This is a genomic window from Pseudonocardia sp. DSM 110487 (assembly GCF_019468565.1).
Taxonomy (GTDB): domain Bacteria; phylum Actinomycetota; class Actinomycetes; order Mycobacteriales; family Pseudonocardiaceae; genus Pseudonocardia.
Genome location: NZ_CP080521.1, coordinates 5,573,090 through 5,597,211, shown reverse-complemented (window position 1 = coordinate 5,597,211; position 24,122 = coordinate 5,573,090). Strand labels below are relative to the sequence as shown.

Genomic DNA, 24,122 nt, shown 5'->3' with positions numbered 1-24,122 from the left:
CCGCGCCGAGGAGCCCGCTCCTCCCGGGTCAGGGCAGCAGGACGATCTTGCCGCGGGTCCGCCGCAGCATGAGCTGCCGGTACGCGGCACGGACCTCGGTCAGCGGGAAGGTCGCCGCGATCGGGACGTCGAGCTCACCGGCCGCGACGAGCTTGGCGAGCTCGTCCAGGACCTCGGCGCGCGCCGACTCGGCGTTGCCGGCCGTCCTGACCCCCGTGCGCGCCGCCGCCGCGAAGTCGATGACGGTGTCGACCCGGTCGGTCGCGACTCCCAGCCCCAGCGCGACGTCGACGTAGCCGTCGCCGAAGGTGTCGATGAACGCGTCGACGCCACCGGGCGCGGCCGCCCGGATGCGATCGGCGACACCGTCGCCGTACGCGACGCCGATGACGCCGTGGTCGGCCAGCCAGCCGTGGTTGGACCCGCTCGCCAGCCCGATCACCGTCGCCCCGGCCCGGCGTGCGAGCTGCACGGCCAGCGATCCCACGCCGCCGGCCGCGCCTGCGACGACGACCGTGTCGCCCGGGCCTGTGCCGACGGCCTCGACCGCTGCGTGCGCGGTCGTGCCGGCGACGAACAGCGCTCCACCCACCTCCCACGGCACCGCCGGGTCCCGGCGGACCAGGTGCGCGGCGGGCACCACGACCAGCTCGGCGTGGCTGGCGCGAGCGTCGACCCAGCCGATCACCTCGTCACCCACCGACCAGGTGGGCACGTCCGGCCCGACGCCCACGATCCGCCCGGCGAGATCGCTGCCCTGGCCGGAGGGAAAGCGCGCAGGCCAGCGCTCGTGGTACACCCCGAGGCGGATCGAGTTCTCGCCGGGGTTGATCCCGGCCGCCTCGACGCGGACCAGCACCTCGCCGGTACCCGGCCGCGGGGCCGGGACGTCCCGGACCTCGAGCACGTCGATGTCGCCGTACTCGTCGAACTGCACTGCCAGTGGCATGTCACCGCTCCTGTTCGTGATGTTGACATCACCCATGCAACCCGCGGCCGGTGCGGCGATCCATGCTGGATCGGCGCGAAGAGATATGCGACCGTCTCATCTCGTGGACGTGCTCACGGACATGCTGCGGCGCTCCCGTGCGCGCGGGGCCGCGTTCTCGCACTCGACGGCGCGTGGTGCGTGGGGGGTGCGGTTCCCGCCGGCCACCCAGCTCGCCATCCACGGGATCCTCGGGGGCGAGGCGTTCGCGTGGACCGACGCGCCGCGCGGAGCCCGTCGCGTGCTTCCCGGCGACGTCGTCCTGATCCGGGGCCCGTCGCAGCACCACATGGGTCACCTGCCCGCGGCCGACCTCGTCCCGTTCGAGGGGCACCCGGCGGCCGCGCCACCGTCCGGCGGTGCGCTCCGGATGGAGTTCGGCTCGGGGGCCGGCGACGCGACCACGTTCTTCTGCGGCGCCTACCGCTTCGAGGGGGACCTCTGCGCAGGGCTGCTCGCCGGGCTGCCGGGGCTCACCGTCGTGCGCCCGCGCGCCGGCTCCAGCCTGCGTGCCACGCTCGACGTGTTCGCGGGCGAGGTGCTCCAGGAGGGGCCCGGCCAGCAGGCGCTGCTGGACAGCCTCCTGGACGTGATCCTCGTCCAGGCGTTGCGGGAGCAGCTCGCGGCCGACCTGGACGCCGCCCCCGCCTGGTTCTGCGCCATGGCCGACCCGGGGGTCGGAGCGGCGCTGCGCGCCATCCACGCAGACCCGCAGCGGGAGTGGACGGTCGCGGGCCTTGCGGCCGAGGCGTCGCTGTCCCGGGCGACCTTCGCGCGGCGCTTCACCCGGCTGCTCGGCCTCGGCCCGCTGGGGTACGTCACGGACTGGCGGATGGCGCTGGCGCGCGAGCAGCTGCGCGCAGGCGAGGCGAGCCTGGCCGCCATCGCCCGCTCGCTGGGCTACGCGTCGGAGTTCTCGTTCGCGGCCGCCTTCAAGCGCCACCACGGGGTGGCACCGGGCCGCTGGCGCGCCACGGCGAGATCGGCTTGATCCCTACCCCAGCCGCGACGCCGCGACCGTGAGCCAGCGGTCCACGTCGTCGGGGCCGTGGTGGCGGATGGCCCAGTCGACCAGCCGCAGCCCCATGTGTGCCCAGTACGCGCGCAGGGTGGCGGGCTCGATGAGGTCGTCGATGCGGTTGTCGAGCCACCGCGCCGCGGCGGAGCGAGCCGAACGGGCCTGTGCGTCGGCGCCGGGCACGGCGAGGTCGAAGCGCAGAGTGACCAGCGCGAAGCGGTGGTCACCACGGCCGACGCCGTCCCAGTCGACGATCCCGCTGACGGCGTCGGCGCGGTCGACCAGCACGTTGCCGGGGTGGAAGTCCATGTGCACCAGGTCGTCGCCGGCCATGCGGTGCGGCGATGCGGCACCGGTGCGGCGGACGACGTCGAGCAGGCGCCGGGTGCGGTCGTCGTACTGGGCGAGTGGCTGGTGCAGGCAGAAGCCGGGCCCGCTGCGCAGCAGGTACAGCTCGGCGGCCGGGACGTCGGGCCGCCCCCGGAGGAGGCCTGCGCCGCGCCCTGCGATGGCGACGAGCTGCTCGACCAGCGCGAGGTCGACCCGGGAGGGGGCCTCGCCGGGAAGCCGCTCCTGCGCCACGGCGATCCGGTCGGGCAGCCGCGTGACGAGCTCGTAGCGGGGCGCGGGGATCCCGGCGTCGCGGGCGATGTCGAGCAGCTCCGCCGTCCGCTCGATCCGCGCCCACGACTCGTCCGAGGCGTCGCCCCAGTGCGTGAGCACGCCGTCGTGTCCGTCCGGCCAGCGTACGAGGGCCGCCCCGACCTGGCCGCCGGGCAGCGGCCCGATCAGCTCGAGGTCGGTGCCGGTGGCGGCGCGCAGCCGCTCGATCAGGTCAGCGGGGTCGAGCCGGGTGACGGGTGCGAGTGAGTCGGGAGCGTCGGGCACAACCGGCCACCCTATGTGGAAGGCCTCGAGGATGGGTGGGCCTCGGCGACGGTGGACTCGATGTGGGCCGGCCCTACTCGACCGCCGGGAAGTTCACACCGTCGCCCGAGCGGAGCCAGCGGCAGCCGTACGGTGTCAGCGTGACGGCCAGCCGCCCGTCGTCGGCAACGGTGACCGGCTTCGCGCGCGGGTCGAGCACGTCGGTGAGCCGCGCACCTGCGAGGTCCGGCACCATCGGCGCGGCCTCGACGTCGGCGTCGGCGAGGTTGTGCAGCGCCACGACCGACGCGCCGTCGGCGTCGCAGCGGTGGGCGAGCACTGGACGGGCGTCGGGCCCTGGGTCGAGGCAGGTGTAGCGGCCCCACGGCAGTTCGGGACACGCGCGGTAGCTGTCGACGAGCAGGCGCATCCAGTTCAGCAGAGAGTCCGGGGCGGCCTGCTGGTCGCGCGCTGCGTCCCAGTCCATGTCGGAGCGCACCGCGAACCGCCCCGGCAGGCCGAGGTCCTCGCCCATCCCGACTTCCTCGCCGTAGAACAGGACGGGCGTGCCGGGCAGGCTGAACAACAGGCTATAGACCATGCGGATGCGCCGGTGGTCGCCGCCGAGCATCGGGGGGAGCCGCCTGCGCAGGCCGCGGCCGTAGAGCTGCATGTCCTCGTCGGGCCCGAAGGCGGCGAAGACCTCCTGGCGCTGGGAGTCGCTGAGCTTGTCGAGCGTCAGCTCGTCGTGGTTGCGCACGAACGTCGCCCACTGCCCGTCCTCGGGCGGGTCGGGGCGGTTGCGCAGCGTCTCGGCGAGCGGCTCGGCGTCCCCGCGGGCGAGCGCGAGGTACATGTGCTGCATGCCGATGAAGTCGAAGCACAGCGTCAGCTCGTCCGTCGAACCACCACCGTCGGCGGCGCCGAAGAACGGCATCGTGTCCGGGTAGGGCAGGTTGACCTCGCCCAGCAGCACGGCCTCCCCGTTGCGGCGGCGCAGAAACGCGCTGAGGTCGGCGAGGTAGTCGTGCGGGTCCGGCAGCGCCGTCGCGTCGTCCTGGCCCGCGGTCTCGATGAGGAACGGCACGGCGTCGACGCGGAACCCGGACAGCCCCAGCTCCATCCAGAACCCCATGATCCGCGCGATCTCGTCGCGGACCTCCGGGTTGGCGACGTTCAGGTCGGGCTGGTGCTTGTAGAACCGGTGCAGGAAGTACTGGCCGGCCTGCTCGTCGTACTCCCAGAGGCTGGTCTCCTGGTCGGGGAACACGATGCCCTGCGGGCCGTCCGCCGGCGGCTCGTCCTGCCACACGTACCAGTCGCGGTAGCGGGAGTCGTGGTTGCGGCGCGCGTCCTGGAACCAGGGGTGCTGCGCGGAGGTGTGGTTGACGACGAGGTCGGCGATCACGCGCATGCCGCGGTCGCGCGCGGTGCGGATCAGCTCCACCATGTCGCCGAGCGAGCCGAGCCTCGGGTCGACGCCGTAGAAGTCGACGATGTCGTACCCGTCGTCGCGGTCGGGCGTGGGGAAGAACGGCATCAGCCACAGACACGTGACGCCGAGCCGGTCGAGGTGGTCGATGCGCTGGATCAGGCCCTGGATGTCGCCGCGGCCGTCGCCGTCGGAGTCGGCGAACGTCTCGATGTCCAGGCAGTAGACGACCGCGTTCCGCCACCAGAGGTCCGAGGTCCGGGTGAGTCTCATGCGTGCTCCCGCAGCTGGGGGAGGACCTTGGCGCCGAACGCGTCGACGAACGCGTCCTGCTCCCTGCCGACGTGGTGCAGGGCGATCTCGTCGAACCCGAGCGCCGCGTACTCGGCGAGCCGCGCGGCGTGCCGGCCCAGGTCGTGGGAGATCACGACGGGGCCGTGCACCGCGCTGCGCGGGACGTGCGCGGACACGACGTCGAACACCGCAGGCGAGTCGATGTCCCAGCAGGCGGGCGGAGGGAAGACGTTGCTGCGCCACTGGTCGTGGGCGATCGCCTCGGCACGATCCGGGTCGGGGTCCCAGCACAGGTGCACCTGCAGGTGCAGCCGGCCGCGCCCGCCCTCGTGGCGGTAGGCGGACACGATCTCGCGCAGCGTGTCCACCTCCTGGTTGATGGTGATGAGCCCGTCGGCCCACTCCGCGCACCAGCGCGCCGTCGCGACGCTCACGGCCGCCCCGACCAGGGGTGGTGGCTCGGGCGGGAGCGTCCACACCCGCGCCCGGTCCACGCGGACGAGGCCGTCGTGGCTGACCTCCTCGCCCCGCAGCAGCGCGCGGATCACGTCCACGCACTCGCGCAGCCGCGCGTTGCGGACCTCCTTGCGCGGCCACGGGTCGCCGGTGACGTGCTCGTTGCTCGCCTCGCCGGTGCCAAGCGCCGCCCAGAACCGGCCCGGGAACATCGCCGCGAGGGTGCCGATGGCCTGCGCGACGATCGCCGGGTGGTAGCGCTGGCCCGGCGCGGTCACCACCCCGAACGGCAGGGACGTCGCCTGCATCGCGGCGCCCAGCCACGACCATGCGAACGCCGACTGGCCCTGCCGGGCGCTCCAGGGGGAGAGGTGGTCCGACGACATCGCGGCGTCGAACCCGGCCTCCTCGGCCCGCCGGACGGCGGCGAGCAGCGCGCCGGGAGGTACTTGCTCGTGGGAGGCGTGGAAGCCGAAGAGCGCCATCGCGGGTCCCTACCTCCGCCCGGACGACCGGTTGCCCCCGCGGTGGGCGGGCCGCCGCGGGCGGGGTACACAGGAGCCGTGATCGCGTTCTACAGCCGCAGGCTCGGGTGCCTCGGCTCGGTCGCGCTGTCGGTGCTGCTGACGGCGTGCCTCATCGTGCTGTTCCTGCTGCTCTAGGACACGACCTAGCAGCGGGCTCAGGCGCCGGGCCGGCCGCCGAGGTGTTCCTTGAGCTGCTTCATCACCTCGTTGGGCCCGTTGGCCCTGCCCACGCCTTTCAGCGCGCCGGTGAGGTCGTCGCCCGCCCCGTTCTTCTCGGCGAGCGCGGCGAGCTCCGTGCCGTCCATGGGGTAGTCGGCACCTTTGAGGTACTTCTGCACCTCGTTGACCTGGAAGGCGGGCTGTCCGGTTTCCTTGTACTCCCGGTGCTCGGACTTGTTTCCGCCCGGTGTGGACCCGCCCAGGTCGCCCTTGAGCTCCTTCATCACCTCGTTGGGCCCGTTGGCCTTGCCCACGCCCTTCAGGGCGCCGACGAGGTCGTCGCCCGCCCCGTTCTTCTTCGCGAGTGCGGCGAGCTGCTTGCCGTCCATCGGGTAGTCGGCGCCCTTGAGGACGCGCTGTACCTCGGTCACCTGGAACGCCATGACCAGGGTCTACCCAGCCGGGCCGCCGCTATGCGGGCTCAGAACTCGGTGCCGTGCTGGGGCGTGCGCTCGCCCTGGAAGGCGGCGGCGAGGCGGCGTAGGACAGCCGGGTCGTCGGCGTGGAGCAGCCCGGCCCTGGCCAGGGAACCGGCGTGTGCGCCACCGAACAGCAGGGAACCCAGCGCGGCCATCTCGATGCCGACGAGCGGCTCGCCGCTGCCGCTGGCGACGCATTCGGCGCCGTCGGGCCCACCGCGCAGCCGGAAGCGCCCGCCCCGGTCGAGGAACGGGTCCCGCACGTCGAGGACGACGTCGACGTCCGCGGCGTAGCGGCGGGCCGACAGCGCCGCCGGCACGTCGAGCACCCTGGCCCACATCCCGTCGTACAGGCCGACGGTGCGCAGCTGCCGGGGGTCGGCGAGCAGGAACTGCAGCGGCTCGGCGACGGTGAGCGATCGCGCGAAGACGGTCTCGACGAGGTCGAGGGCGAGCAGGGTGCGCCACAGTGCGATGTATGCCTCGTCGGTGGCGGCGGCCATCTGGACGACACGGCAGGTATCGGTGGCGTGGTCGATGCGGTAGGAGGCGTAGCCGTCGGGGTGCGCGAGGTGGAACAGCGCGCTCGCTCCGCCGCGGTTCCACTCGCGATCGGCGAGCAGTCCGTCCCACCACCGGTCGCTGCGGGAGAGGGCGCCGGGCGTCTGCGCCGCCCACCGTCGGTGGATCTCCGGGGCGATCCGGCGCATCTCGGGTGTGCCGACCTGGCGCACGCCCCCCGGGTCGGGCACGTCCGACCGGAACGCGGCGCGCCTTCGGTTGATCTCGACCTCGCGATGCTCGGTGGCGATCCCGTAGCCGAACCGGCCGTAGATGGCGCCCTCGCTGGCCGTGAGCAGCGAGACGGCGAGGCCGTCCGCGACGAACCCGCGGTGCTGCTCGGCCATGAGCGCCCGCAGGATGCCGCGCCGCCGGTGCGTGACCGCGACGGACACCCACGAGACCCCGGCGGCCGGGAGGGCGGCGCCGCCGGGCAGTGTCACGTCGAACGGGTACGACCCGGCGATGCCGACGATCTCGCCCGCGTCCTCGGCGAGGAGGTGGCGGTCGGGATCGAACAGCGCCCGGATCTCGTCCTGCCGCTCGTCGGAGTAGTGCTCGCCGAAGGCCCGTCCATCGGCCTCGATGACGGCGGGTAAGTCGGCGGCGGTCGCCCGTCGCAGGATGATCGACGGGGGGAGGAGGGGCGGCGCGTCGTGGTGCAGCACGAGTCCGCAGTCTGCAGTGGTCCGCGGCCGTCGTCGACCCGATTCAGGCGTGGGTTTCAGGCGCCCGACTCAGGTGCGGCGCGCCAGCACGTCGTCGTAGACGCCGCGCAGCCGCCGCGCCCAACCGGCCGCGTCGTACGCGGCGAGGAAACGCGCCCGCGCCGCCGCGGCCATTCCCGCGCGCCGCTCGTCGTCCTCGGTGAGGCCGACGATCGCGTCCACGATCGCGGGCGCGCTCAGCGGGACGAGGACACCGGTCGCCGGGGTGACGATCTCCGGGATGCCGCCGACCCGCGTGGCGACGACCGGCACGCCCGCTGCCATCGCCCGCAGCAGCGCCGTGGGTGCGGCCCCGGACCGCGGGGTGTGCACGACGATGTCGGCGGCCGCGAGCAGGCTCGCGGGGTCCTGGTGGCGGTGCACGAAGCGGACCCGGCCCGACAGGTCGTCGTTGCGGTCGACCCGCGATTCCAGCCACGGCCGCAGCGGGCCGTCGCCGGCCAGCGCGACCGCGAGCGGCAGCTTGTCGGGCAGCGCCTCGACGGCGTCGAGCAGGAGCTCGTGGCCCTCGCCACGGCGCATCGGGGCGCTGCTGACCACCAGCACCTCGTGGTCCGCGACGTCGAGCGCGGCCCGCCGGGTCCTGCGCGTGGCGGGGCTCGCCACGCCGGGGTCGGCCACGCCGTTCGGCACGACGACGAGCTTGCGGCCCGACCCGGTGAGCCCCCGGTACCACTCGAGCTGGGTCTGCGAGATGGCGATCGTGCGGGCCATGAACTGCCGCCGCGCGAGTATGCGGGCGGTGCGCTTCAGCCGGTCGCCGCGGTCGGCCGGCAGGTTCTCGATCCAGTGCAGCGTGGAGACCGCGGGGATCCGGTTGCGCACCGCCGCCGCGGCGCCGACCACGTCCGCGGGCGGCAGGTGGGTGTGCACGAGCTGCACCCCGTGCGCGCGCAGCTGCGCGGCGGTGCGCGGCACGGAGTGCGGATCCCAGCGGGCGAGGCCGAGCTCGATCACCGGCACGCCGAGCCGGCGCAGTGGGCTCACGACCGTGGTGTCCGATGTGGTGGCGAGGGCGATCACCACGAGCTCCAGGCCGGCCTCGCCCGCCGCGCTCGCCAGGTCGGCCAGGCCGATCTCCGGGCCGTTCGGATGCAGGGTCGGGACGAGGTGCGCGATTTTCACCGTTCTCCGCGTGGTCGCTCGCGTCCGGTCAGTGATCGCTCCACGCTACCTGAACGGGTCAACCGGTCCAGGCTGAGTGGAAGGCCGCGATGGCGGGCTCCATCGTCGCGGCCGGCACGTCCGACACGCACCGCGCGCCGATCGGCACGCTGGTGGTGATCAGATCGTTCGGGAACAGGTCGATCCGGCTCACCGACGGGGTGGCCAGTCCGCGCAGCGCGGCGCCGGGCGCGAACGGGTCGAGGACGGTGGCGAGCGGCCCGCCGGACCAGACCGGCACCCCGCCGAGCGTGCCGGCGCTGACGACGTGGGTGTGCCCGGCCAGCACCAGCCGCACGTCCGTCCCCGCGACGGCGGCCGCGAGCTCGTCGCGGCGCAGCAGCGGGATGGACGCGGCGAGCGGCGCGGCGCTCGGCAGCGGCGGGTGGTGCAGCGCCAGCACCGTGCCGGCCGGTGCGGGCTCGGCGAGCTCGGCGCGCAGCCGGTCCAGCTGCTCGGGCGTCAGCGCGCCGTGCCCGTGACCGGAGATCGTGCTGTCGAGGACGGCGATCCGCAGGTCGCCGACGCGGACGGAGTGATCGAGGGGATCGTCGGATGGCGGCTCGTCGAGGAGGTGCTCGCGCAGGGCGGCGCGGTCGTCGTGGTTGCCAGCCGCGTAGACGAGCGGGGTGCCGAGGCGGGTGGCGACGGGCTCGACGATCGAGCGCAGGCGGCGGTACTGCGCGGGGCGGCCGTTCTCGGTCAGATCGCCGGTGAGGACGAGCGCGGCCGGGCTGATCGCGGCGTCCTCGACGGCGCGCAGCGCGTCCGCGAGGACCCCGGCAGTGTCGACACCGCTGGGGAGCTCCTCGCCGTCGGCAACGATGTGCAGGTCGGTGAGCTGGACGAGCGTGTAGGTGGGGGAGGGATGCGTCACACGGATCATCCTGCCGCAGCGGATGCTTAGCAACGCTATCTATAATCGGAATCCGTGACCGCTGAGATCAGTCCCTTCCGACAGCCGAAGGCCGTGTGGGCCGTCGCATTCGCGTGCGTCATCTCGTTCATGGGAATCGGCCTCGTCGACCCGATCCTCCCGGCGCTCGCCACCCAGCTGGACGCGAGCCACACGCAGGTGGAGCTGCTGTTCACCAGCTACCTCGTCGTCACCGCCGTCGCGATGCTCGTGACGGGCGCGGTGTCGAGCCGGATCGGCGCGAAGCGCACACTGATCGCAGGCCTCGTGCTGATCGTGGTGTTCGCGGCCGCGGCGGGGGCAGCGGACAGCATCGCCGGGATCGTCGGCTTCCGTGCCGGGTGGGGCCTGGGCAACGCGCTCTTCATCGCCACCTCGCTCGCCGTGATCGTCGGCTCCGCGAGCGGCGGGTTCGCGGGAGCGATCGTGCTCTACGAGACCGCGCTCGGCGTCGGCATCGCCACCGGGCCGCTGCTCGGCGGGCTGCTCGGCGAGATCAGCTGGCGCGGGCCGTTCCTCGGCGTCTCCGTCCTCATGCTGATCGCGCTCGTCGCGACAGTGGTCTTCCTGCCGCCCACGCCCGCGTCGGAGCGGCGCTCGTCCCTGCGGGAGCCCCTCGCCGCGCTACGGCACCGCAGCCTGCGCACCACGAGCCTCACCGGCCTGCTCTACAACTGGGGTTTCTTCACGCTGCTCGGCTACGCGCCGTTCCTGATGGGCCTGTCGGCGCTGCAGCTGGGCGGGGTGTTCTTCGCGTGGGGCGTGCTCGTGGCGATCTTCGCCGTGTTCGGCGCGCCATGGCTCGAGGGACGCTTCGGAACACCGCGCACCCTCACCGCCTGCCTCGTCCTCGTCGCCCTCGTGCTCGCCCTGATCGGGATCTTCCCCGGCACGCGATGGGTCGTCATCGCGGCGGTCATCGCGTCGGGAGCGTTCGTCGGGCTCAACAACACCCTCGTCACCACGGCGGTCATGAGCATCTCGCCGGTGCCGCGGCCCGTGGCGTCGGCGACCTACGGGTTCGTGCGGTTCATCGGCGGTGGGCTCGCCCCGTTGGCGGCGGGCCTGCTCGCCGAGCACCTGAGCGTGCACGTGCCGTTCCTGCTCGGTGCGGTGGTCGTGCTGGCGGGCGCGGTGCTGCTGCAGACGGTCCGGGCCGACCTCGACGGTGCAGCCGAGACCACCGAGGAGGCCACGGCGGCGGTGCGGGAGATCCCCACGCTGGAGGAGGAGGCGGTCATCGCCCAGGACGCCCTCGCCCGCGACCGGTGACGGCGGGAGGCGCGCTCCGAGGGTCCTCCGGCCACGCGTGTTTCGGGTAGCGGCCTCGCAATTCCGCCCTGACCTGCGGGTAGCCCGTCTCCCAGAACCCCGCCAGGTCCGCCGTGACCGCCGCAGGGCGGCCGGCGGGCGAGAGCAGGTGCAGCAGCACCGGGAGCTTCCCGCCCGCGACGGCCGGCGCGCCGGTCCAGCCGAACACCTCCTGCACCTTCACCGCCAGCACGGGGCGCTCGCCGGAGTAGTCGAGCGCGATCCGCGAGCCGGACGGCACGGTCACCCGCTCCGGCGCCAGCTCGTCGAGGGCGGCGGCCTCCCGCCAGCCGAGCAGGCCGCGCAGGGTGCCCGCCGCGTCGATGCGGCCGAGGTCGGCGCGGCCGCGGGCCGACCCGAGCGGCCCGGACAACCAGCGGTCGGGTTCGGCCAGCAACGCCTCGTCCGAGACGTCCGGCCACGGCGGGCCGAGGGTGCGGTGCAGCGTGGCGAGCCGGTCCCGCAGCCGGCGAGCCCCGTCCGACCAGCGCAGCAGGCCGAGGCCCTCGGTGCGCAGGCCGTCGAGCAGCGCGGCGCGCACGGCGTCGGGTGGGGGATCGGTTATGCGGCGCTCGTCGAGGACGATCGCGCCGAGGCGCCGGACGTGCCGGGCCACGACACCGGACGGATCGCCGCGCACCCATGCCACCTCATCGGCCTCCGTGACGAGGGCGGGTGCGGCCCGCTCCGCCAGGTCCCGGTCGGCCGCGGCGGCGAGGCGCACCCGGCCGTGGTCGGCGCCGGGTGTCCGGTCGGCCACGGCGACGGCGATCCACTCGTGGTCGGCCATGGCCGTGCCGGGCGGCAGCTCCACGGCGGTGCCCCCGGCCATGAGGTAGCGCCGCGAGCCGGGGGAGCGGCGGCGCGCAATGCGTTCGGGATGGGCGAGCGCGGTGACCAACGCCGGGTCGTCGCGTCCGCGACGGCCCTCGACGAGCCGCTCCAGCCGGCGCGCCTCGGCCCGCCACCGGCCGGATCCCGGCGCCTCCCCGGAACGCAGCCTGCGCAGCTCGGCGCCGACCTCGACGCCGGCCGCGAGGGTGTCGTCGTCGAGCAGGGCCACCACCTCCGCGGCAGCCCGTGCCCCGACCTCGGGCGCCCCGTCCAGCAGGGCCCTGGCCAGGCGCGGGTGCAGCCCGAGCTCGGCCATCCGGCGTCCCCGGTCCGTGACGCCGCTGTCGGAGATCGCGCCCAGCGCGTGCAACACCGCGCGCCCGGCCCGCAGCGGGCCCTCCGGTGGGGCGTCCCACCAGCGCAGGCCAGCGCCGTCCGGGGTGCCCCAGCAGGCGAGGTCGAGCGCGAGCCGGGTGAGGTCGGCGGTGCGGATCTCCGGCTCCGGCTCGGGTGCCAGCAGCTCACCCACCGGCCAGCAGCGCAACACGCGCCCCGGCGCCTCGCGCCCCGCGCGTCCGGCCCGCTGCTCGGCCACCGCGGCCGACACGCGGACGGTGACCAGCCCGGCGAGCCCGCGGCGGTGGTCGGTGCGCGGCACCCGGGCCAGTCCGGCGTCGACCACCGCGCGCACCCCGGGCACCGTGAGGCTCGACTCGGCGACGGCGGTGGCCAGCACCACCCGGCGGCGGGCGCCCGGCCGCAGCGCGCGGTCCTGCTCGGCCGGTGGGAGGCGCCCGTGCAGCGGGAGCACATCCGCGTCGGCTCCGGCGAGCGCGTCGGTGGTGCGCCGGATCTCGGCGACGCCGGGGAGGAAGGCGAGCACGTCGCCGTCCCCCTCGTCGAGCGCGGCCCGTACGGCGCGGGCCACGCAGGCCTCGATCCGCTCGCCGCGGGCAGGCGGGGCGTGCCGGATGTCCACCGGGAACGTGCGCGCCGGGACGTCCAGCACGGGCGCGTCGCCGAGCAGCTCGGCGAGCCGCCGCGTCCGGACCGTCGCCGACGTCGCCAGCAGGCGCAGGTCCGGCCGCAGCCCGTCGCGGGCGTCCAGCAGCAGCGCGAGGAGCAGGTCGGCATCCAGGTGCCGCTCGTGGCACTCGTCGAGCACCACCACGGCGGTGCCGGGGAGCTCGGGGTCGGAGACGAGGCGGCGCAGCAGCAGCCCCGACGTCACGACCTCGATGCGCGTGGCCGCGGACGTGCGCGTGTCGCCGCGGACCGAGTAGCCGACCGTGCGCCCGACGTCCTCGCCGAGCAGCGACGCCATCCTGGCGGCCGCGGCCCGGGCGGCGAGCCTGCGCGGCTCGGCGACGACCACCTTCCCGGGCAGATCGGGCGCGAGGGCCAGCGGCACCAGCGTGGTCTTGCCGGTGCCGGGCGGCGCCACCAGCACCGCCGAGCCGGCCGCCGCGAGCGTGGCGGTGATCTCGGGGAGGGCGGCGCGCACCGGGAGGTCGGGGAGCATCGCCGCCAGTGTCCCCCGCCGGACTTCCGGCGGGGGGCACTGGTCTGCCCGTCAGGCCGGCACCGGACGCAGCAGCGATGGCAGGCCGTTGGCCCAGCAGCGGAGCAGGTGTCCGCCGAACCGGTCGGCGAGCAGCCCGCTCGCCCGGATCCCGAACACGACGTCCCCGGCGAGCGCGGGCTCGGCCGCGAGCAGCGGCGTGATGACGCCGCGGCGGACCAGCTGCTCGTGCACCGCGTCCGCCTCGACGTGCTCGGCGTAGAACGCGACCGCCGCCTCCGGCAGTTCGAGGCGCCGCATGGCGTGCACGAGGCGGTCCGAGCCGGGGGAGGAGGTGAGCTCGACGGTGGCGAACTGCCCGATCAGCGCCCCGCGCAGGGCGCGGTTCAGCCCGCACAGGGACATGAAGTTGACCTCGGCGAGCGTCTCGGCGGGCGCGGCGTCGAGGTAGGCGCCGTAGCTGTCGTCCAGGTCGAGGGCCCGCATCATGTCGGCGAACAGCCGCGCGTGCATCCGGTCGGGATCGCCCGCGCCGTACTCGTCGTGCTCGACGGTCACCAGCGCGGCCTTCGCCGGCCCCTCGAGCCGGGCGATCACCCATGCCTGCGGGTCGGCCTCCTTGAGGTGGTAGAGCGAACGGTGGGCCACGTACTCGCGGACCTGCCAGCGTTCGCCCTCCTTCGCCAGGTGCCATGACGGGCCGACGCCATCGACCGGCTCGACGAGCAGCGCGTCGATCTCGGCGCCAACCTCGTCGGACGGGTCGATCTCGCCGCGCAGCGCGTCGAGGAACAGCCGCTCCGCCGCGACGCGCATCGTGACCAGTGCGGGGTCCCACTCGCGCTCGTCGGGCACCCCGGCGAAGCCGCGGTAGTGCATCTCGTACAGGCAGTACAGGGCGAGCTGGAGGTCGGCGCCGTACGGGTCGGCTCCGTCCACGGGCGGGAGGATCTCGGGGCCCCGCCGCAGTGCGCTGATCACGGCGGCCGAGAGCGGCCCGCGCGGCTGCGGCAGCGGCGCCGCCTCGACGGGACGGACGGTGCTGCAGTCGGGGTCACCGCCGAACACGGCCGTCCTCCTCCTGGCCGGTCCGGACCTTGCGCCGGTGGCTGGTGTCGCAGAACGGCTGACGACGGCTGCGCCGGCAGGTGCACAGCGCCGTGACCGGCCGGTCGCACCGCACGCGCCGGCCGTCGGGGAGCACGATGTCCACCGGGCCGGACACGAGCATCGGCCCCTCGTCGGTGAGCAGGACCCGTGGAACCCGATCAGGCACGGTGAGCTCCCACGACCACCAGGTCCTCCTCGCGCTGTCCCGCCCGGATGAGGCCCCGTGCCTCCAGCAGCGCGGCGCGGGCCCGCATCACCGGCCCGAACGGGACCCTCGCCGTGGCGACGACCCGAGGGACGAGCCCGGCACCGTCGAGCGCGGCGAGCGTCCGGTCGACGTCGCAGACCGCGGAGTGCACGAGCAGCACGTCGCCGGCGGGAGCAAGGACGTGCTGAACGTCCGCGCAGATCCGGTCGAGCAGCGCCCGCCCGTCGGGACCGGCGTCCCAGCACCGTCGCATGCCGTGGCGCGGGAGCCGGGAGGACCTCGCCGGGACGTACGGCGGGTTCGCGATCACGAGCCCGAAGCGACGGCCCGCGACCGGGCCGAAGAGGTCGCCGCGGTGCACGGCCACCCGCGCCCCGCGCAGCCGGCTGTTGAGCCACGTGGTGGCCACCGACCGCAGCGACACGTCCACCGCGGTGACCGTGGCCGCGCCGGAACGGGCCGCCGCGAGCGCGAGAGCGCCGCTGCCCGTTCCGACGTCGAGCACGTCCCGTCCGCGGGCGAACCCGCCTTCGCGGGTCACGTCGATGAGCAACTCGGTGTCGCTCTCTGCCCGGTACACCCCAGGCGGGCACAACAACATCACGAGAACATCACGAGCGGATGATGCCCATGGCCGAGCGCGTCAAACCCTCGTCACGAGTCCGACCGGTCCTTCGCGACGGCCGCGTAGCGCGCCTGTGCGGCGTCAACGACGCCGGAGCGGTTCTTGTGGGACTCCTCGAACGCGATCATGACGCGCAGGTGGTCGGGGTCGGTCAGCTCGCGGATGGCGGCGATCGCGTTCGGCGCCGTCATCTCCTCGTAGTGCTTGATCGGCAGCTCCGACGCGGCGAGGGTGCCCAGGTCCGCGCGGGTGTCGTGCACGGCGCCCGCTACGGTGTCGGACCCTTCGCGCCGCGCCACACGCTCGGCCTGCTGCAGCGTCGCGTCCCGGCCGGCCGTGGCGACCTCACGGGTGTCGCTGCCGATCCGGGCGGCCGTCTCCGCGACGTCCTCCACAGTCTCCTTGGCCCCCTCGCCCGTGCGGTAGACCGTGTTGACGGCGCGGTTGACCTGCTCCACGGCGAACCGCGTGGGCAGCGCGACCGCGTGCGCCACACCCCCGGCCAGCCGCTGCAGCCTCGTCGGAGTGAGGGCCGCGGGGCCGCCGAGGGCCTCCTCGGCGAGGACGGTGGTGAGCCACTCGACGGTGGCGGTGTGCGCGTCGATGAGGTCGTCCGCGAGCCGTTCGACCGAGTCCAGCCCCGCCCGCCGGGCGAGAACGCGCAGGTAGCGGGCGCGATCGAGGAGCTGGTGCTCGAGGGCGAGGTCGCCGATGAGTGCCTCGTCGATCGCCTGCATCTGTTCGAGGGTGGTCTTGACCAGCGCGAGGACGCGTCCGATCGCGGGTGTCACCACGTCCGGGACGGCGTCCAGGTTGCGCAGTGCCCGCTCGATGCGCTGCGCCCTGCGGTCCGCGTTCGTGCCGTTCTGCTCCAGCTCGCGGCGCACGGCGTCGGTGCGGGCCTGGCCGAGGCGGAGGCGGGCGATCTGCGCCTCGGTCCGGGTGAGCTGTTCGAGTGTCCTCAGCTGGCCCACGACGGTGTCGGTCGCGGCCGTCTCGGGGGCGGTCGGGAGGGCGGTGGTGGAGTTCGCCATGCCGCACGGGTGCCCGGGGCTCGGGATCGACACGCGCGGCCACGAGAGTGAATCCGGGCGCGGCCGATCCGGCGACATCACGCCCGGCGGGCCTTCTGTGAAGCGCCTATTCGGTGCGTGAAGTCGCGTTGAGTTGGGCGTCCAGTTCCTCCAGTCGGGCCTGGGCCCTCGCCGTGCGCGACGCCGCCACACCCACCGCACGGGCGGAGGCCTTCGCCGCCGTCTCCGCGTCGCGGGCCGCCGTAGCGGCCGTGCGCTCCTGCTCCCGGGCGGCCTCGAGCTCGGCGGTGAGCTCGGCCACCCGGCGGCGGGCGTCCTCGCGGGCCGTGGCGGCCTCCTCCCGCGCGGCCTCGTCGGCGTCCTGCTTGGCGCGCGCCGCCGCCTCCTCGTCCTCCGCGGCCGCCAGGGCCTCCGCCCTGCGGTCGCGTTCGGCCCGCAACCGCTCGAGTCGGACACGGTCAGCCGCCCCGTCGTCCGCTCCTTCGTCCGCGGCCGCCGGTCCAGGCGCGGCACCCGGTTCCGGGGGAGCAGGTCGGGGTGCCGGTGCGGGTACGGCGTCCGCGTCGGCCTCCGGGCCGAAGCCGGTGTAGCTCAGCGTCCGGGTGAGCCGGCCGGACCGGACCTGCTCGGCGATCTCCGGGCGGGCCATCGCCGCGTCGAGGATCCCCTGCAGCTCGCGCAGCACGCTCTCGGCGGCGGGGTCGCCCGCCTCCTGCGCCAGGCGCCCCGCCTCGCGGGCCATGGCCGCGACCAGCTGGTGCCGCTTGCTGGACAGCTGGCGCAAAGCCGCACCGTCGAGGGTGCGCTGGGCGTCGGCGAGCCCGCCGGCGAGCGAGAGCAGGCCATCGAGCTGCGCAGACCGGTGGCGGGCGAGGAGGTTGGCCAGCCACGCGGCCTTGGTGGGCCTGCGCAGCCTGCCGATGGCCTTGGCGAGGTCGCGGTCGCCCCGCTCGCGGGCCGCGGCGACGGCGGCGTCGCGCGCGCCGACGAACTCGTCGGGCGGCACGGCGTACAGCTCGTCGGCGACGGTGTCGAGCGCTGTGGTGTCCAGCGCTGTGGCGTCCGACGCGGTGTCGGGTTCGGCGAAGTGGTCCGGCACACACCGAGCCTAGTCGGACTTTTCGGTCCGATGATCCGCGCGATTGCGCGCGCAACAGTTACCGTGAGGTAGCACGGCTTGGCGGAACCCCCGGCCGCCCCGTGCCTCCGGCGGCCGCCTCCTCACCCCCTCGAGAGGCGGCCGCCGGTCCACCCGATCGGGATTCCGGGCGTGCGCACGTACGACGATCCAGGCAGGCTGCGGGTGATGGCTCCGACCGTTCCGCTCCCGCCCCCGGTGTCGCCGATGCTGGCCACCGCCGGGGAACCACGCGCGGGCGCCGAGTGGTCGTTCGAGTTCAAGTGGGACGGCGTGCGAGCCGTCACGGCCGTGGCGGGCGACCGCATCCGGGCGCAGAGCCGGCGCGGCAACGAGGTGACGGCGGGCTACCCGGAGCTCACCGACCTGGTCGAGCTCCTGGACGGCAGGCCCGTGCTGCTCGACGGCGAGCTCGTCGCCTTCGACGAGGACGGCCGGCCCGACTTCGGGACGCTGCAGCACCGGATGCACGTCCGCTCGCCCGACCCGCAGCTGGTCGAACGCATCCCCGTGTCCTACATCGTGTTCGACCTGCTGTACCTGGACGGCGAGTCGTTGCTCGGCGATACCTACGACCGGCGGCGCGCGCTGCTCGAGGAGCTGGGGATCGCCGGGCGGCGGGTGCAGGTGCCCCCGCCTGCCGTGGGGGTGAGCGGCGCGCAGCTGCTCGAGGTCGCCAGGGCGCACGGCCTGGAGGGCGTCGTCGGGAAGCGGCGCGCCTCCCGCTACGAGCCGGGCCGCCGCTCGGCAGCGTGGATCAAGACGGCGCTGCTGCACACCCAGGAGGTGGTGATCGGGGGCTGGACGGCGGGGGAGGGCCGGCGCGCGGAGAACATCGGCGCCCTGCTGCTGGGCGCCTACGACGGCAACGGGTCGCTGCGTTACCTCGGGCATGTCGGCACCGGGTTCACCGAGGCCGCGTTGCGCTCGCTGCTGGTCGAGCTGCGGTCTCGCGAGCAGCCGGGGAGCCCGTTCGACGAGGAGGTGCCCCGCGACGAGGCCCGCAAGGCCCGCTGGGTGCGCCCCGAGCTGGTGGGCGAGGTCGTCTACCGGGTGCTGACGAAGGAGGGCAGGCTGCGGCACGCCGCGTGGCGGGGCCTGCGCAGCGACAAGGACCCGGCGGACGCGACGATCTGATCGCCGGCTGCGGTCGCACACCGACTTCTGCTCCGGCACATCAACGGCAGTCGGTGTGCGAGCGCCGAAGTCGGTGTGTGACGGCCCGGAGCGGATCCGCGAGTCACCTTCCGGTGGTCAGGACCATCCGGTAGCGGGCGTCGCCGGACAGCATGCGGTCGTAGGCCGCGCCGACCTGGTCCAGCGGGCGGGTCTCGGTGATCGGTCGGATGCCGGTGAGCGCGGCGAACTTCAGGGTCTCCTCGACGTCGCGGGCGGTGCCGGAGGGGTGGCCGTGCACGGTCCTGCTGGTCGCGATGAGCTGGAACGGACTCACCTGGATCGGCTCCGGGTCGGCGCCGACGACGATGAGCTCGCCGGACCGGCCCAGCCCGTCGATGGTCGCGCTCATGGCGGCGGAGCTGCCCGCGGTGGCCAGCACGACCTTGGCTCCGCCGAGGGCCTGCAACCGCTTCGCGACGTCGCCACCCGAGGCGTCGACATAGTGGTGGGCGCCGAGCCGCTCGGCCGCCGCGGCCTTGTCCGCCCCGCGGGCGATAGCGACGGTTTCGAAGCCGAGCTTGTTCGCGAACTGCACGGCCAGATGCCCGAGGCCACCCAGGCCGAGCACCGCGACGAGGTCGCCCGGGCGGGCCGAGCTGCGGCGCAGCGCGTTGAAGGTGGTCACGCCTGCGCACCCCAGCGGAGCGGCCTCTGTCGCGCTCAGCTCGTCGGGGATGCGGGCGAGGGCATTCGCGGGCACGACGGTGGCCTCGGCGTAGCCGCCGGGGTAGGCCCAGCCGGGCACTTGGAGCCGCTCGCAGTGGATGAAGTCGCCGCCGCGGCAGGCCGTGCAGGTGCCGCAGTGGCCGCCGAACCAGCCGACCGCGACCCGTTGCCCGGGGGTCCAGCCCTCGACGTCGTCGCCGATGGTGTCGATGCGACCGGCGATCTCGTGGCCGGTGACCAGGGGGAACGACACGTTCGGGAACGCGGCGTTCACGAAGGCCGCGTCGGATCGGCACACGCCGCAGGCCTCGACGGTGATGCGGACCTGACCGCGCGCCGGGTCGGGGAGCTCCTGCTCGACGACGTGGAAGGCACCGCCGGGCTCGCTGATCTGGGCGGATCGGAACGTGGGCATTGCACACCTCGTTTCTCGTTCTGTGCTGCCGTGCCCAACTCAACCGCCGTGGCGACCGTCGGCGGGCGCGATAACCCGCCCGGCTGTGCCTGGGTACGGCACACCCACCTTCGGGCGCTCCGGAGCCGTCGCGGGTGCGCAACCATGAAGGGCATGGCCGGTGGCGAGCTGGGCGAGTACCTCAAGGCGTTGCGAGCCCGCACGCGACCGGAGGACGTCGGCCTGCCGCCCGCGGGCCCGAACCGGCGGGTTCCCGGGTTGCGTCGCGAGGAGGTGGCGCAGCTCGCGGGGGTGTCGGTGGACTACTACACCCGCCTGGAGCAAGGCCGCCACCAGCACCCGTCGCACTCGGTGATCGAGGCCGTTGCCACCGCGCTGCGCCTCGACGACGCCGAACGGGCCCACCTGATCAACCTGGCCCGCGACGGGGTGCCGGCGCGGCCCCGGCCGGGCTCGCGGGCCCAGCAGGTGCGGCCGGAGCTGTTGGACCTGATGGACGGGCTCGCCGACCACCCCGCGTTCATCATCGGTCGCCGCACCGATGTGCTCGCCTCGAACGCGCTGGCCAGAGCGCTGATCGCGGACTGGTACGCGATGCCTGCCCGGGAACGCAACTACGTGCGCTGGCTGATCCTGGCGCCCGAGCCCAGGTCGCTCTACCCGGACTGGGCGAGGGTGGCGGCCGAAGCCGTCGGGACGCTGCGGCTCGACGCGGGCCGCTACCCCGACGACCCGGCCACCCGGCAGCTGATCGGCGAGCTCGCGATGACGAGCGAGGACTTCCGCCGCTGGTGGGCCGGTCATCGTGTCGTCGAGCGCAGCCACGGCACCAAGCGCATGCGGCACCCCGTCGTCGGCGAGCTGGAGATCCATTACGAGGCGATGAACCTCCCAGGCGACCCCGACCAGACCCTGTTCCTGTACACGACCCGCGCGGGGAGCCCGTCGCACGACGCGATGCGGCTGCTGTCGTCGTGGCTCGCCACGGCCGACGCCGGCGTGAGACCCGCGATGCGTGACGACGGCCAGAGCCACTCCAGGTAGGGTTCCGTGCTTCGTCGTGATCTCGTCCGGCTACCGACCGACGCAACGAGGCCCGGCGTCACGACCATCTCGCGGCGATTTGCCACGGTATCTGACACAGATTGGCCCCCAGTGCATCCGTCAAGTGCGACGTGGCCGCGTACGGCCACTGACTAGATCAGTGAGTCCGCGCGTTCCGCGGAACGCTTCGCGCGTGGGCGAGCCTGATCGCCTCGGGCCCGGTTGCGATCGGCGTCCGCGGTGTTTCGGGGCGCTGCCACCGGTTTACGTCTGTTAGGTGCGTGTGGTCGGTGACCCCGCAACTATGTCCCGACCCGTCCCGCAGGTTCACCGCGAAGTAGTTGCCTGCTCGCCGCGTTCCGCGGAACGCAGAATTGTCGTACCGGACTGCCATCCTGGGATCGAACACCGGTATCACCACTCGGGAGGTTTGTCATGTCGGTCGTTTCGCTGCCCATCCCACTGGACGCCATGCCCCTCCATGATCTGGAATCGGAGTTGTTGGGTTTGGCCGGGCACATCGCCGCCGCCGAATGTCGGTTCCTGCAGTTGTTGGCCGAGTTCGACCAGCGCAACGGCTGGGCCGGCGACGGCATCCGCTCGTGCGGGCACTGGTTGTCCTGGCGGGCCGGGATGAGCCTGCGCACCGCCACCGAACACCTCCGCGTCGCGCACGCCCTGCGCAACCTGCCCCGCATCACCGCGGCGTTCGCCGCCGGGCGGATCTCCTACTCCAAGGTCCGCGCCATCACCCGCATCACCGGCACCGACACCGCGACCTTGACCCGGCTCGCGGCGGGGATCGCCGCCGGCGACTCCGACCTGCGCCACACCACCGTCGCCGACCCGGCCGCCGCCGAACAGGTGCTGCTCACCGTGGCGCTGCACGGCACCGCGAGCCACGTGGAGACGGTGGTGCGGGCGGTGCGGCGCCGCCACATCCCACCCGAGAACCTTGCCGCCCGCCGGTCGCTGTCGTGGCAGTGGGACGAGGACGGCACCCTGATCCTCCGCGGCCGGTTCACCCCCGACGACGGCGCCGCGTTGGTCGCGGCCATCGAAGCTCTGGTGCCGCCCGGCACCCCCATTGCCCATCCGATCCCGCCGTCCCCGGAGGACCTGGACCGGCGGGCGCTGGAACAGGAACCCGGGCCGACGGTGGATCGGGTCGCGGCCCGCCGGGCGGACGCACTGCTCACCCTGGTCAACGGCCACACGGACGAAACCGGACCGGTGGTCGAGCGCGGCACCGCGCAGGTGATCGTGCACGTCGACGCCTCCACGGGCGCGGCCCGGCTGGAGGGCGGGCCCGAGGTTCCAGAGTCGACCGCGCAGCGGCTGTCGTGTGATGCCCGGGTGCAGGTGCTGCTCAACGACCGCAAAGGCAACCGGATGTATCTGGGTCGCAATCGCCGCCTGGCCACCCCGGCCCAGATCGCCGCGTTGACCGTCCGCGACGGCGATGGGTGTCAGTTCCCCGGCTGCACGCACACCCGCCACCTGCATGCCCATCACGTCGTGGCGTGGTGGTTCGGCGGCCGCACCGACATCGACAACCTGATCCTGATCTGTAGCTTTCACCACCGCCTCGTCCACGACCATGGCTACGGCATCCGAAGGCTACCGGGGCGGTGGGAGTTCCTCAGACCCGACGGCACGTCGATCCCGAATGTGGCGGTCCCGTTATCCGGCAACACTGAAAGCCTGATCGAAATGCACACGAGGGCCAGGCTGCGGATCGACCACACCACATTGACCCCGGACTGGGGTGGTGAGCGGCTGGACCCGGACCCGATCCTGGACGTCCTCCTCCCTCGCCGGATCCAGACGGCAGCCTGAACCGAACCGCCACCGCGTTCCGCGGAACGCGCATCACCCGAGATCCAGCCGAATCTAGACCCGCTCAGTTCCACTTTCGAGTGTGGAATGATGAATCGTCGCGTTCGGGCGTCATGTGATATCAGTGTCGCCGAGCGCGTGGAGCGCCGTGCGGAGCAACCTCGCGAGCTGCTCGCGCTCGTCGGCGGTGAGGCCTGCGAACAGGCGGGCCTCGTTCGCGATGTGCTCGGCGAAGAACTCGTCGATCAGCTCGTGTGCGCGGCGCGTGAGCTGCACGCGCACCGAGCGGCGGTCGTCGGGGCCGGGGCTGCGCTCGACGAGGCCCTTCGCCTCCAAACGGTCGATGCGGTTGGTCATGGCCCCTGACGTGATCATGGCGGCCTTGAGCAGCGCGCCCGGGGTGAGGGCGTAGGGCGCGCCTGCACGGCGCAGCGTGAGGAGCACGTCGGCCTCCCACAGTTCGAGGTCGCGTTGGGCCCAGAACGCCTTCAGCTCACGTTCGACGATGCGGTCGAGCCGCTGGACGCGCCCGACGAGCCCCATGGGCCACAGCTCGGTCACGAGGTCGGGGCGCTCGCGGCGCCACTGGCCCAGGATCCGGTCGACCGCGTCCTCCACGCGTGACCCACCTCTCTTCATGTCGAGAAACTTGACGTCGAGCTACCGCCGTGCTGGCATGTATCTCGACATCGAGATTATCAGGATGGAGAGTTCAGTGAAGGACCGCCTCATGACCATGCTCGCCCCCGTCAGCTGGGGCACCACCTACGTCGTCACGGCGACGCTCCTGCCGCCGGACCGGCCGCTGCTCGCCGCCCTCCTGCGGGCCCTGCCCGCCGGGCTTCTCGTACTGCTGTTCGTGCGGCGGCTGCCGCCGTCGCCGGTGTGGTGGTGGCGGTTCCTCGTGCTCGGCGTCGTGAACTTCGCCGCGTTCTTCCCGCTGCTGTTCTACGCGGCCTATCGGCTGCCGGGCGGCGTCGCCGCCACGCTGGGAACGGTGCAGCCGCTCATGGTCGCCGGGCTTGCCTGGCTAGCGCTGCGGACCCGCACGCCCCTGCCGCAGCTCCTCGCCGCGCTCGCGGGCGTCGCAGGGGTGGCGCTGATGACGCTCACCGCGCAGGCCCGGCTCGACCCGCTCGCCGTGGTCGCGATGCTCGTCGGGGTGGGCCTCATGGCCCTCGGGATCGTCCTGGTGAAGAAGTGGGGGAGCCCGGGGCATCCGCTCATGTCGACCGCATGGCAGATGACGCTCGGGGGCCTTGTCCTGGTGCCCGTGACGCTGCTGGGCGAAGGGTTGCCGGCGGCTGTGAGCGTCGCCAACGCGGCGGGCTACACCTATCTCGCGACGTTCGGCGGTGCGCTCGCCTACATCCTGTGGTTCCGCGGGATCGGACGGCTCTCCCCGGCGACCGTCTCGCTGCTCACCCTGTCCAACCCGCTCACGGCGACGCTCGCCGGGCTCGTGGTGCTCGGGCAGACCCTGACGTCGCCCCAGATCGCCGGGCTCGCGGTCGCGCTGGCGGCGCTGGTCGCAGGCCAGGCGCTGAGCCGGCCGAGGCCGGCACCTCGCGCCACGGAACGCCGTCGCGAGCTCGTCGAATCCTGACT

Annotated in this window: 22 protein-coding genes; 6 read left to right on the top strand and 16 right to left on the bottom strand. The window is 73.8% G+C overall.

What is annotated here, in order from left to right:
• Positions 1 to 28 precede the first annotated feature (28 nt).
• Positions 29 to 949, bottom strand: coding sequence for an NADP-dependent oxidoreductase (locus K1T35_RS26075; RefSeq protein WP_220254379.1), 921 nt, complete (start codon positions 947 to 949; stop codon positions 29 to 31).
• A 103-nt stretch (positions 950 to 1,052) separates the two neighbouring features.
• On the opposite strand from K1T35_RS26075, the gene K1T35_RS26070 reads away from it, so the two are divergent.
• Entirely contained in the window at positions 1,053 to 1,979 is a 927-nt protein-coding gene (locus K1T35_RS26070; protein WP_220254377.1) for an AraC family transcriptional regulator, read from the top strand.
• A 3-nt stretch (positions 1,980 to 1,982) separates the two neighbouring features.
• Here the strand turns inward: K1T35_RS26070 and K1T35_RS26065 are convergent, their stop codons facing one another.
• From K1T35_RS26065 to K1T35_RS26035, 7 genes are all read right to left on the bottom strand, one after another.
• Positions 1,983 to 2,894, bottom strand: coding sequence for an aminoglycoside phosphotransferase family protein (locus K1T35_RS26065; protein WP_220254376.1), 912 nt, complete (start codon positions 2,892 to 2,894; stop codon positions 1,983 to 1,985).
• 73 nt (positions 2,895 to 2,967) lie between these two features.
• Positions 2,968 to 4,578 (bottom strand): alpha-amylase family protein, encoded by a 1,611-nt coding sequence (locus K1T35_RS26060; RefSeq protein WP_220254374.1) that lies wholly within the window; start codon positions 4,576 to 4,578, stop codon positions 2,968 to 2,970.
• Positions 4,575 to 5,540 carry a TIGR03885 family FMN-dependent LLM class oxidoreductase gene (locus K1T35_RS26055; protein ID WP_220254373.1) on the bottom strand — a complete coding sequence of 322 codons (966 nt, stop codon included), beginning with the start codon at positions 5,538 to 5,540 and terminating at the stop codon, positions 4,575 to 4,577. The genes K1T35_RS26060 and K1T35_RS26055 overlap by 4 nt, the downstream gene beginning before the upstream one ends.
• Before the next feature lie 197 nt (positions 5,541 to 5,737).
• On the bottom strand, positions 5,738 to 6,184 hold the full coding sequence (locus K1T35_RS26050; RefSeq protein WP_220254371.1) for a DUF2795 domain-containing protein: 447 nt from the start codon (positions 6,182 to 6,184) through the stop codon (positions 5,738 to 5,740).
• Between the two features lie 38 nt (positions 6,185 to 6,222).
• Positions 6,223 to 7,449 (bottom strand): GNAT family N-acetyltransferase, encoded by a 1,227-nt coding sequence (locus K1T35_RS26045; RefSeq protein ID WP_220254370.1) that lies wholly within the window; start codon positions 7,447 to 7,449, stop codon positions 6,223 to 6,225.
• 69 nt (positions 7,450 to 7,518) lie between these two features.
• Entirely contained in the window at positions 7,519 to 8,634 is a 1,116-nt protein-coding gene (locus K1T35_RS26040) for a glycosyltransferase (RefSeq protein ID WP_220254369.1), read from the bottom strand.
• A gap of 58 nt (positions 8,635 to 8,692) precedes the next feature.
• A complete protein-coding gene (locus K1T35_RS26035) occupies positions 8,693 to 9,550 on the bottom strand; it encodes a metallophosphoesterase (protein ID WP_220254368.1) in 858 nt (285 codons plus the stop codon).
• Positions 9,551 to 9,604: 54 nt separating this feature from the next.
• On the opposite strand from K1T35_RS26035, the gene K1T35_RS26030 reads away from it, so the two are divergent.
• Positions 9,605 to 10,861, top strand: a complete 1,257-nt coding sequence (locus K1T35_RS26030) for an MFS transporter (protein WP_255620738.1) — start codon at positions 9,605 to 9,607, stop codon at positions 10,859 to 10,861.
• Here the strand turns inward: K1T35_RS26030 and hrpB are convergent.
• The 6 genes from hrpB to K1T35_RS26000 form a co-directional block, all read right to left on the bottom strand.
• The gene (gene hrpB, locus K1T35_RS26025; protein WP_220254367.1) at positions 10,827 to 13,256 is read right to left on the bottom strand and encodes an ATP-dependent helicase HrpB; all 2,430 of its coding nucleotides are present in this window, start codon (positions 13,254 to 13,256) and stop codon (positions 10,827 to 10,829) included. The genes K1T35_RS26030 and hrpB overlap by 35 nt on opposite strands.
• A 51-nt stretch (positions 13,257 to 13,307) precedes the next feature.
• The gene (locus K1T35_RS26020; protein WP_220254365.1) at positions 13,308 to 14,324 is read right to left on the bottom strand and encodes an iron-containing redox enzyme family protein; all 1,017 of its coding nucleotides are present in this window, start codon (positions 14,322 to 14,324) and stop codon (positions 13,308 to 13,310) included.
• Positions 14,311 to 14,487, bottom strand: coding sequence for a CDGSH iron-sulfur domain-containing protein (locus tag K1T35_RS26015; RefSeq protein ID WP_220262864.1), 177 nt, complete (start codon positions 14,485 to 14,487; stop codon positions 14,311 to 14,313). The genes K1T35_RS26020 and K1T35_RS26015 overlap by 14 nt, the downstream gene beginning before the upstream one ends.
• Positions 14,488 to 14,524: 37 nt before the next feature.
• Entirely contained in the window at positions 14,525 to 15,154 is a 630-nt protein-coding gene (locus K1T35_RS26010; protein ID WP_370645134.1) for a HemK2/MTQ2 family protein methyltransferase, read from the bottom strand.
• A 74-nt stretch (positions 15,155 to 15,228) separates the two neighbouring features.
• Complete coding sequence (locus K1T35_RS26005) at positions 15,229 to 16,233, bottom strand: DUF892 family protein (protein WP_220254356.1); 1,005 nt, start codon at positions 16,231 to 16,233, stop codon at positions 15,229 to 15,231.
• 106 nt (positions 16,234 to 16,339) lie between these two features.
• Positions 16,340 to 17,332: a hypothetical protein gene (locus tag K1T35_RS26000; protein ID WP_220254354.1), complete on the bottom strand. Its 993-nt coding sequence runs from the start codon at positions 17,330 to 17,332 to the stop codon at positions 16,340 to 16,342.
• Between the two features lie 207 nt (positions 17,333 to 17,539).
• Between K1T35_RS26000 and ligD the strand changes: the two genes are divergently transcribed.
• Complete coding sequence (ligD, locus tag K1T35_RS25995; RefSeq protein WP_255620736.1) at positions 17,540 to 18,508, top strand: non-homologous end-joining DNA ligase; 969 nt, start codon at positions 17,540 to 17,542, stop codon at positions 18,506 to 18,508.
• A 103-nt stretch (positions 18,509 to 18,611) separates the two neighbouring features.
• Here ligD and K1T35_RS25990 read toward each other — a convergent pair whose 3' ends face one another.
• Positions 18,612 to 19,631: an alcohol dehydrogenase catalytic domain-containing protein gene (locus K1T35_RS25990; protein ID WP_255620735.1), complete on the bottom strand. Its 1,020-nt coding sequence runs from the start codon at positions 19,629 to 19,631 to the stop codon at positions 18,612 to 18,614.
• 144 nt (positions 19,632 to 19,775) lie between these two features.
• Here K1T35_RS25990 and K1T35_RS25985 point away from each other — a divergent pair, with 144 nt between their 5' ends.
• Together K1T35_RS25985 and K1T35_RS25980 are read left to right on the top strand one after the other, a co-directional pair.
• Positions 19,776 to 20,675 carry a helix-turn-helix transcriptional regulator gene (locus K1T35_RS25985; RefSeq protein ID WP_370645133.1) on the top strand — a complete coding sequence of 300 codons (900 nt, stop codon included), beginning with the start codon at positions 19,776 to 19,778 and terminating at the stop codon, positions 20,673 to 20,675.
• Positions 20,676 to 21,110: 435 nt separating this feature from the next.
• On the top strand, positions 21,111 to 22,514 hold the full coding sequence (locus K1T35_RS25980; RefSeq protein ID WP_220254351.1) for an HNH endonuclease signature motif containing protein: 1,404 nt from the start codon (positions 21,111 to 21,113) through the stop codon (positions 22,512 to 22,514).
• A gap of 111 nt (positions 22,515 to 22,625) precedes the next feature.
• Here the strand turns inward: K1T35_RS25980 and K1T35_RS25975 are convergent, their stop codons facing one another.
• Positions 22,626 to 23,132, bottom strand: a complete 507-nt coding sequence (locus K1T35_RS25975) for a MarR family winged helix-turn-helix transcriptional regulator (protein WP_220254350.1) — start codon at positions 23,130 to 23,132, stop codon at positions 22,626 to 22,628.
• A gap of 112 nt (positions 23,133 to 23,244) precedes the next feature.
• On the opposite strand from K1T35_RS25975, the gene K1T35_RS25970 reads away from it, so the two are divergent.
• Positions 23,245 to 24,120, top strand: coding sequence for an EamA family transporter (locus K1T35_RS25970; protein WP_255620732.1), 876 nt, complete (start codon positions 23,245 to 23,247; stop codon positions 24,118 to 24,120).
• Positions 24,121 to 24,122 lie beyond the last annotated feature (2 nt).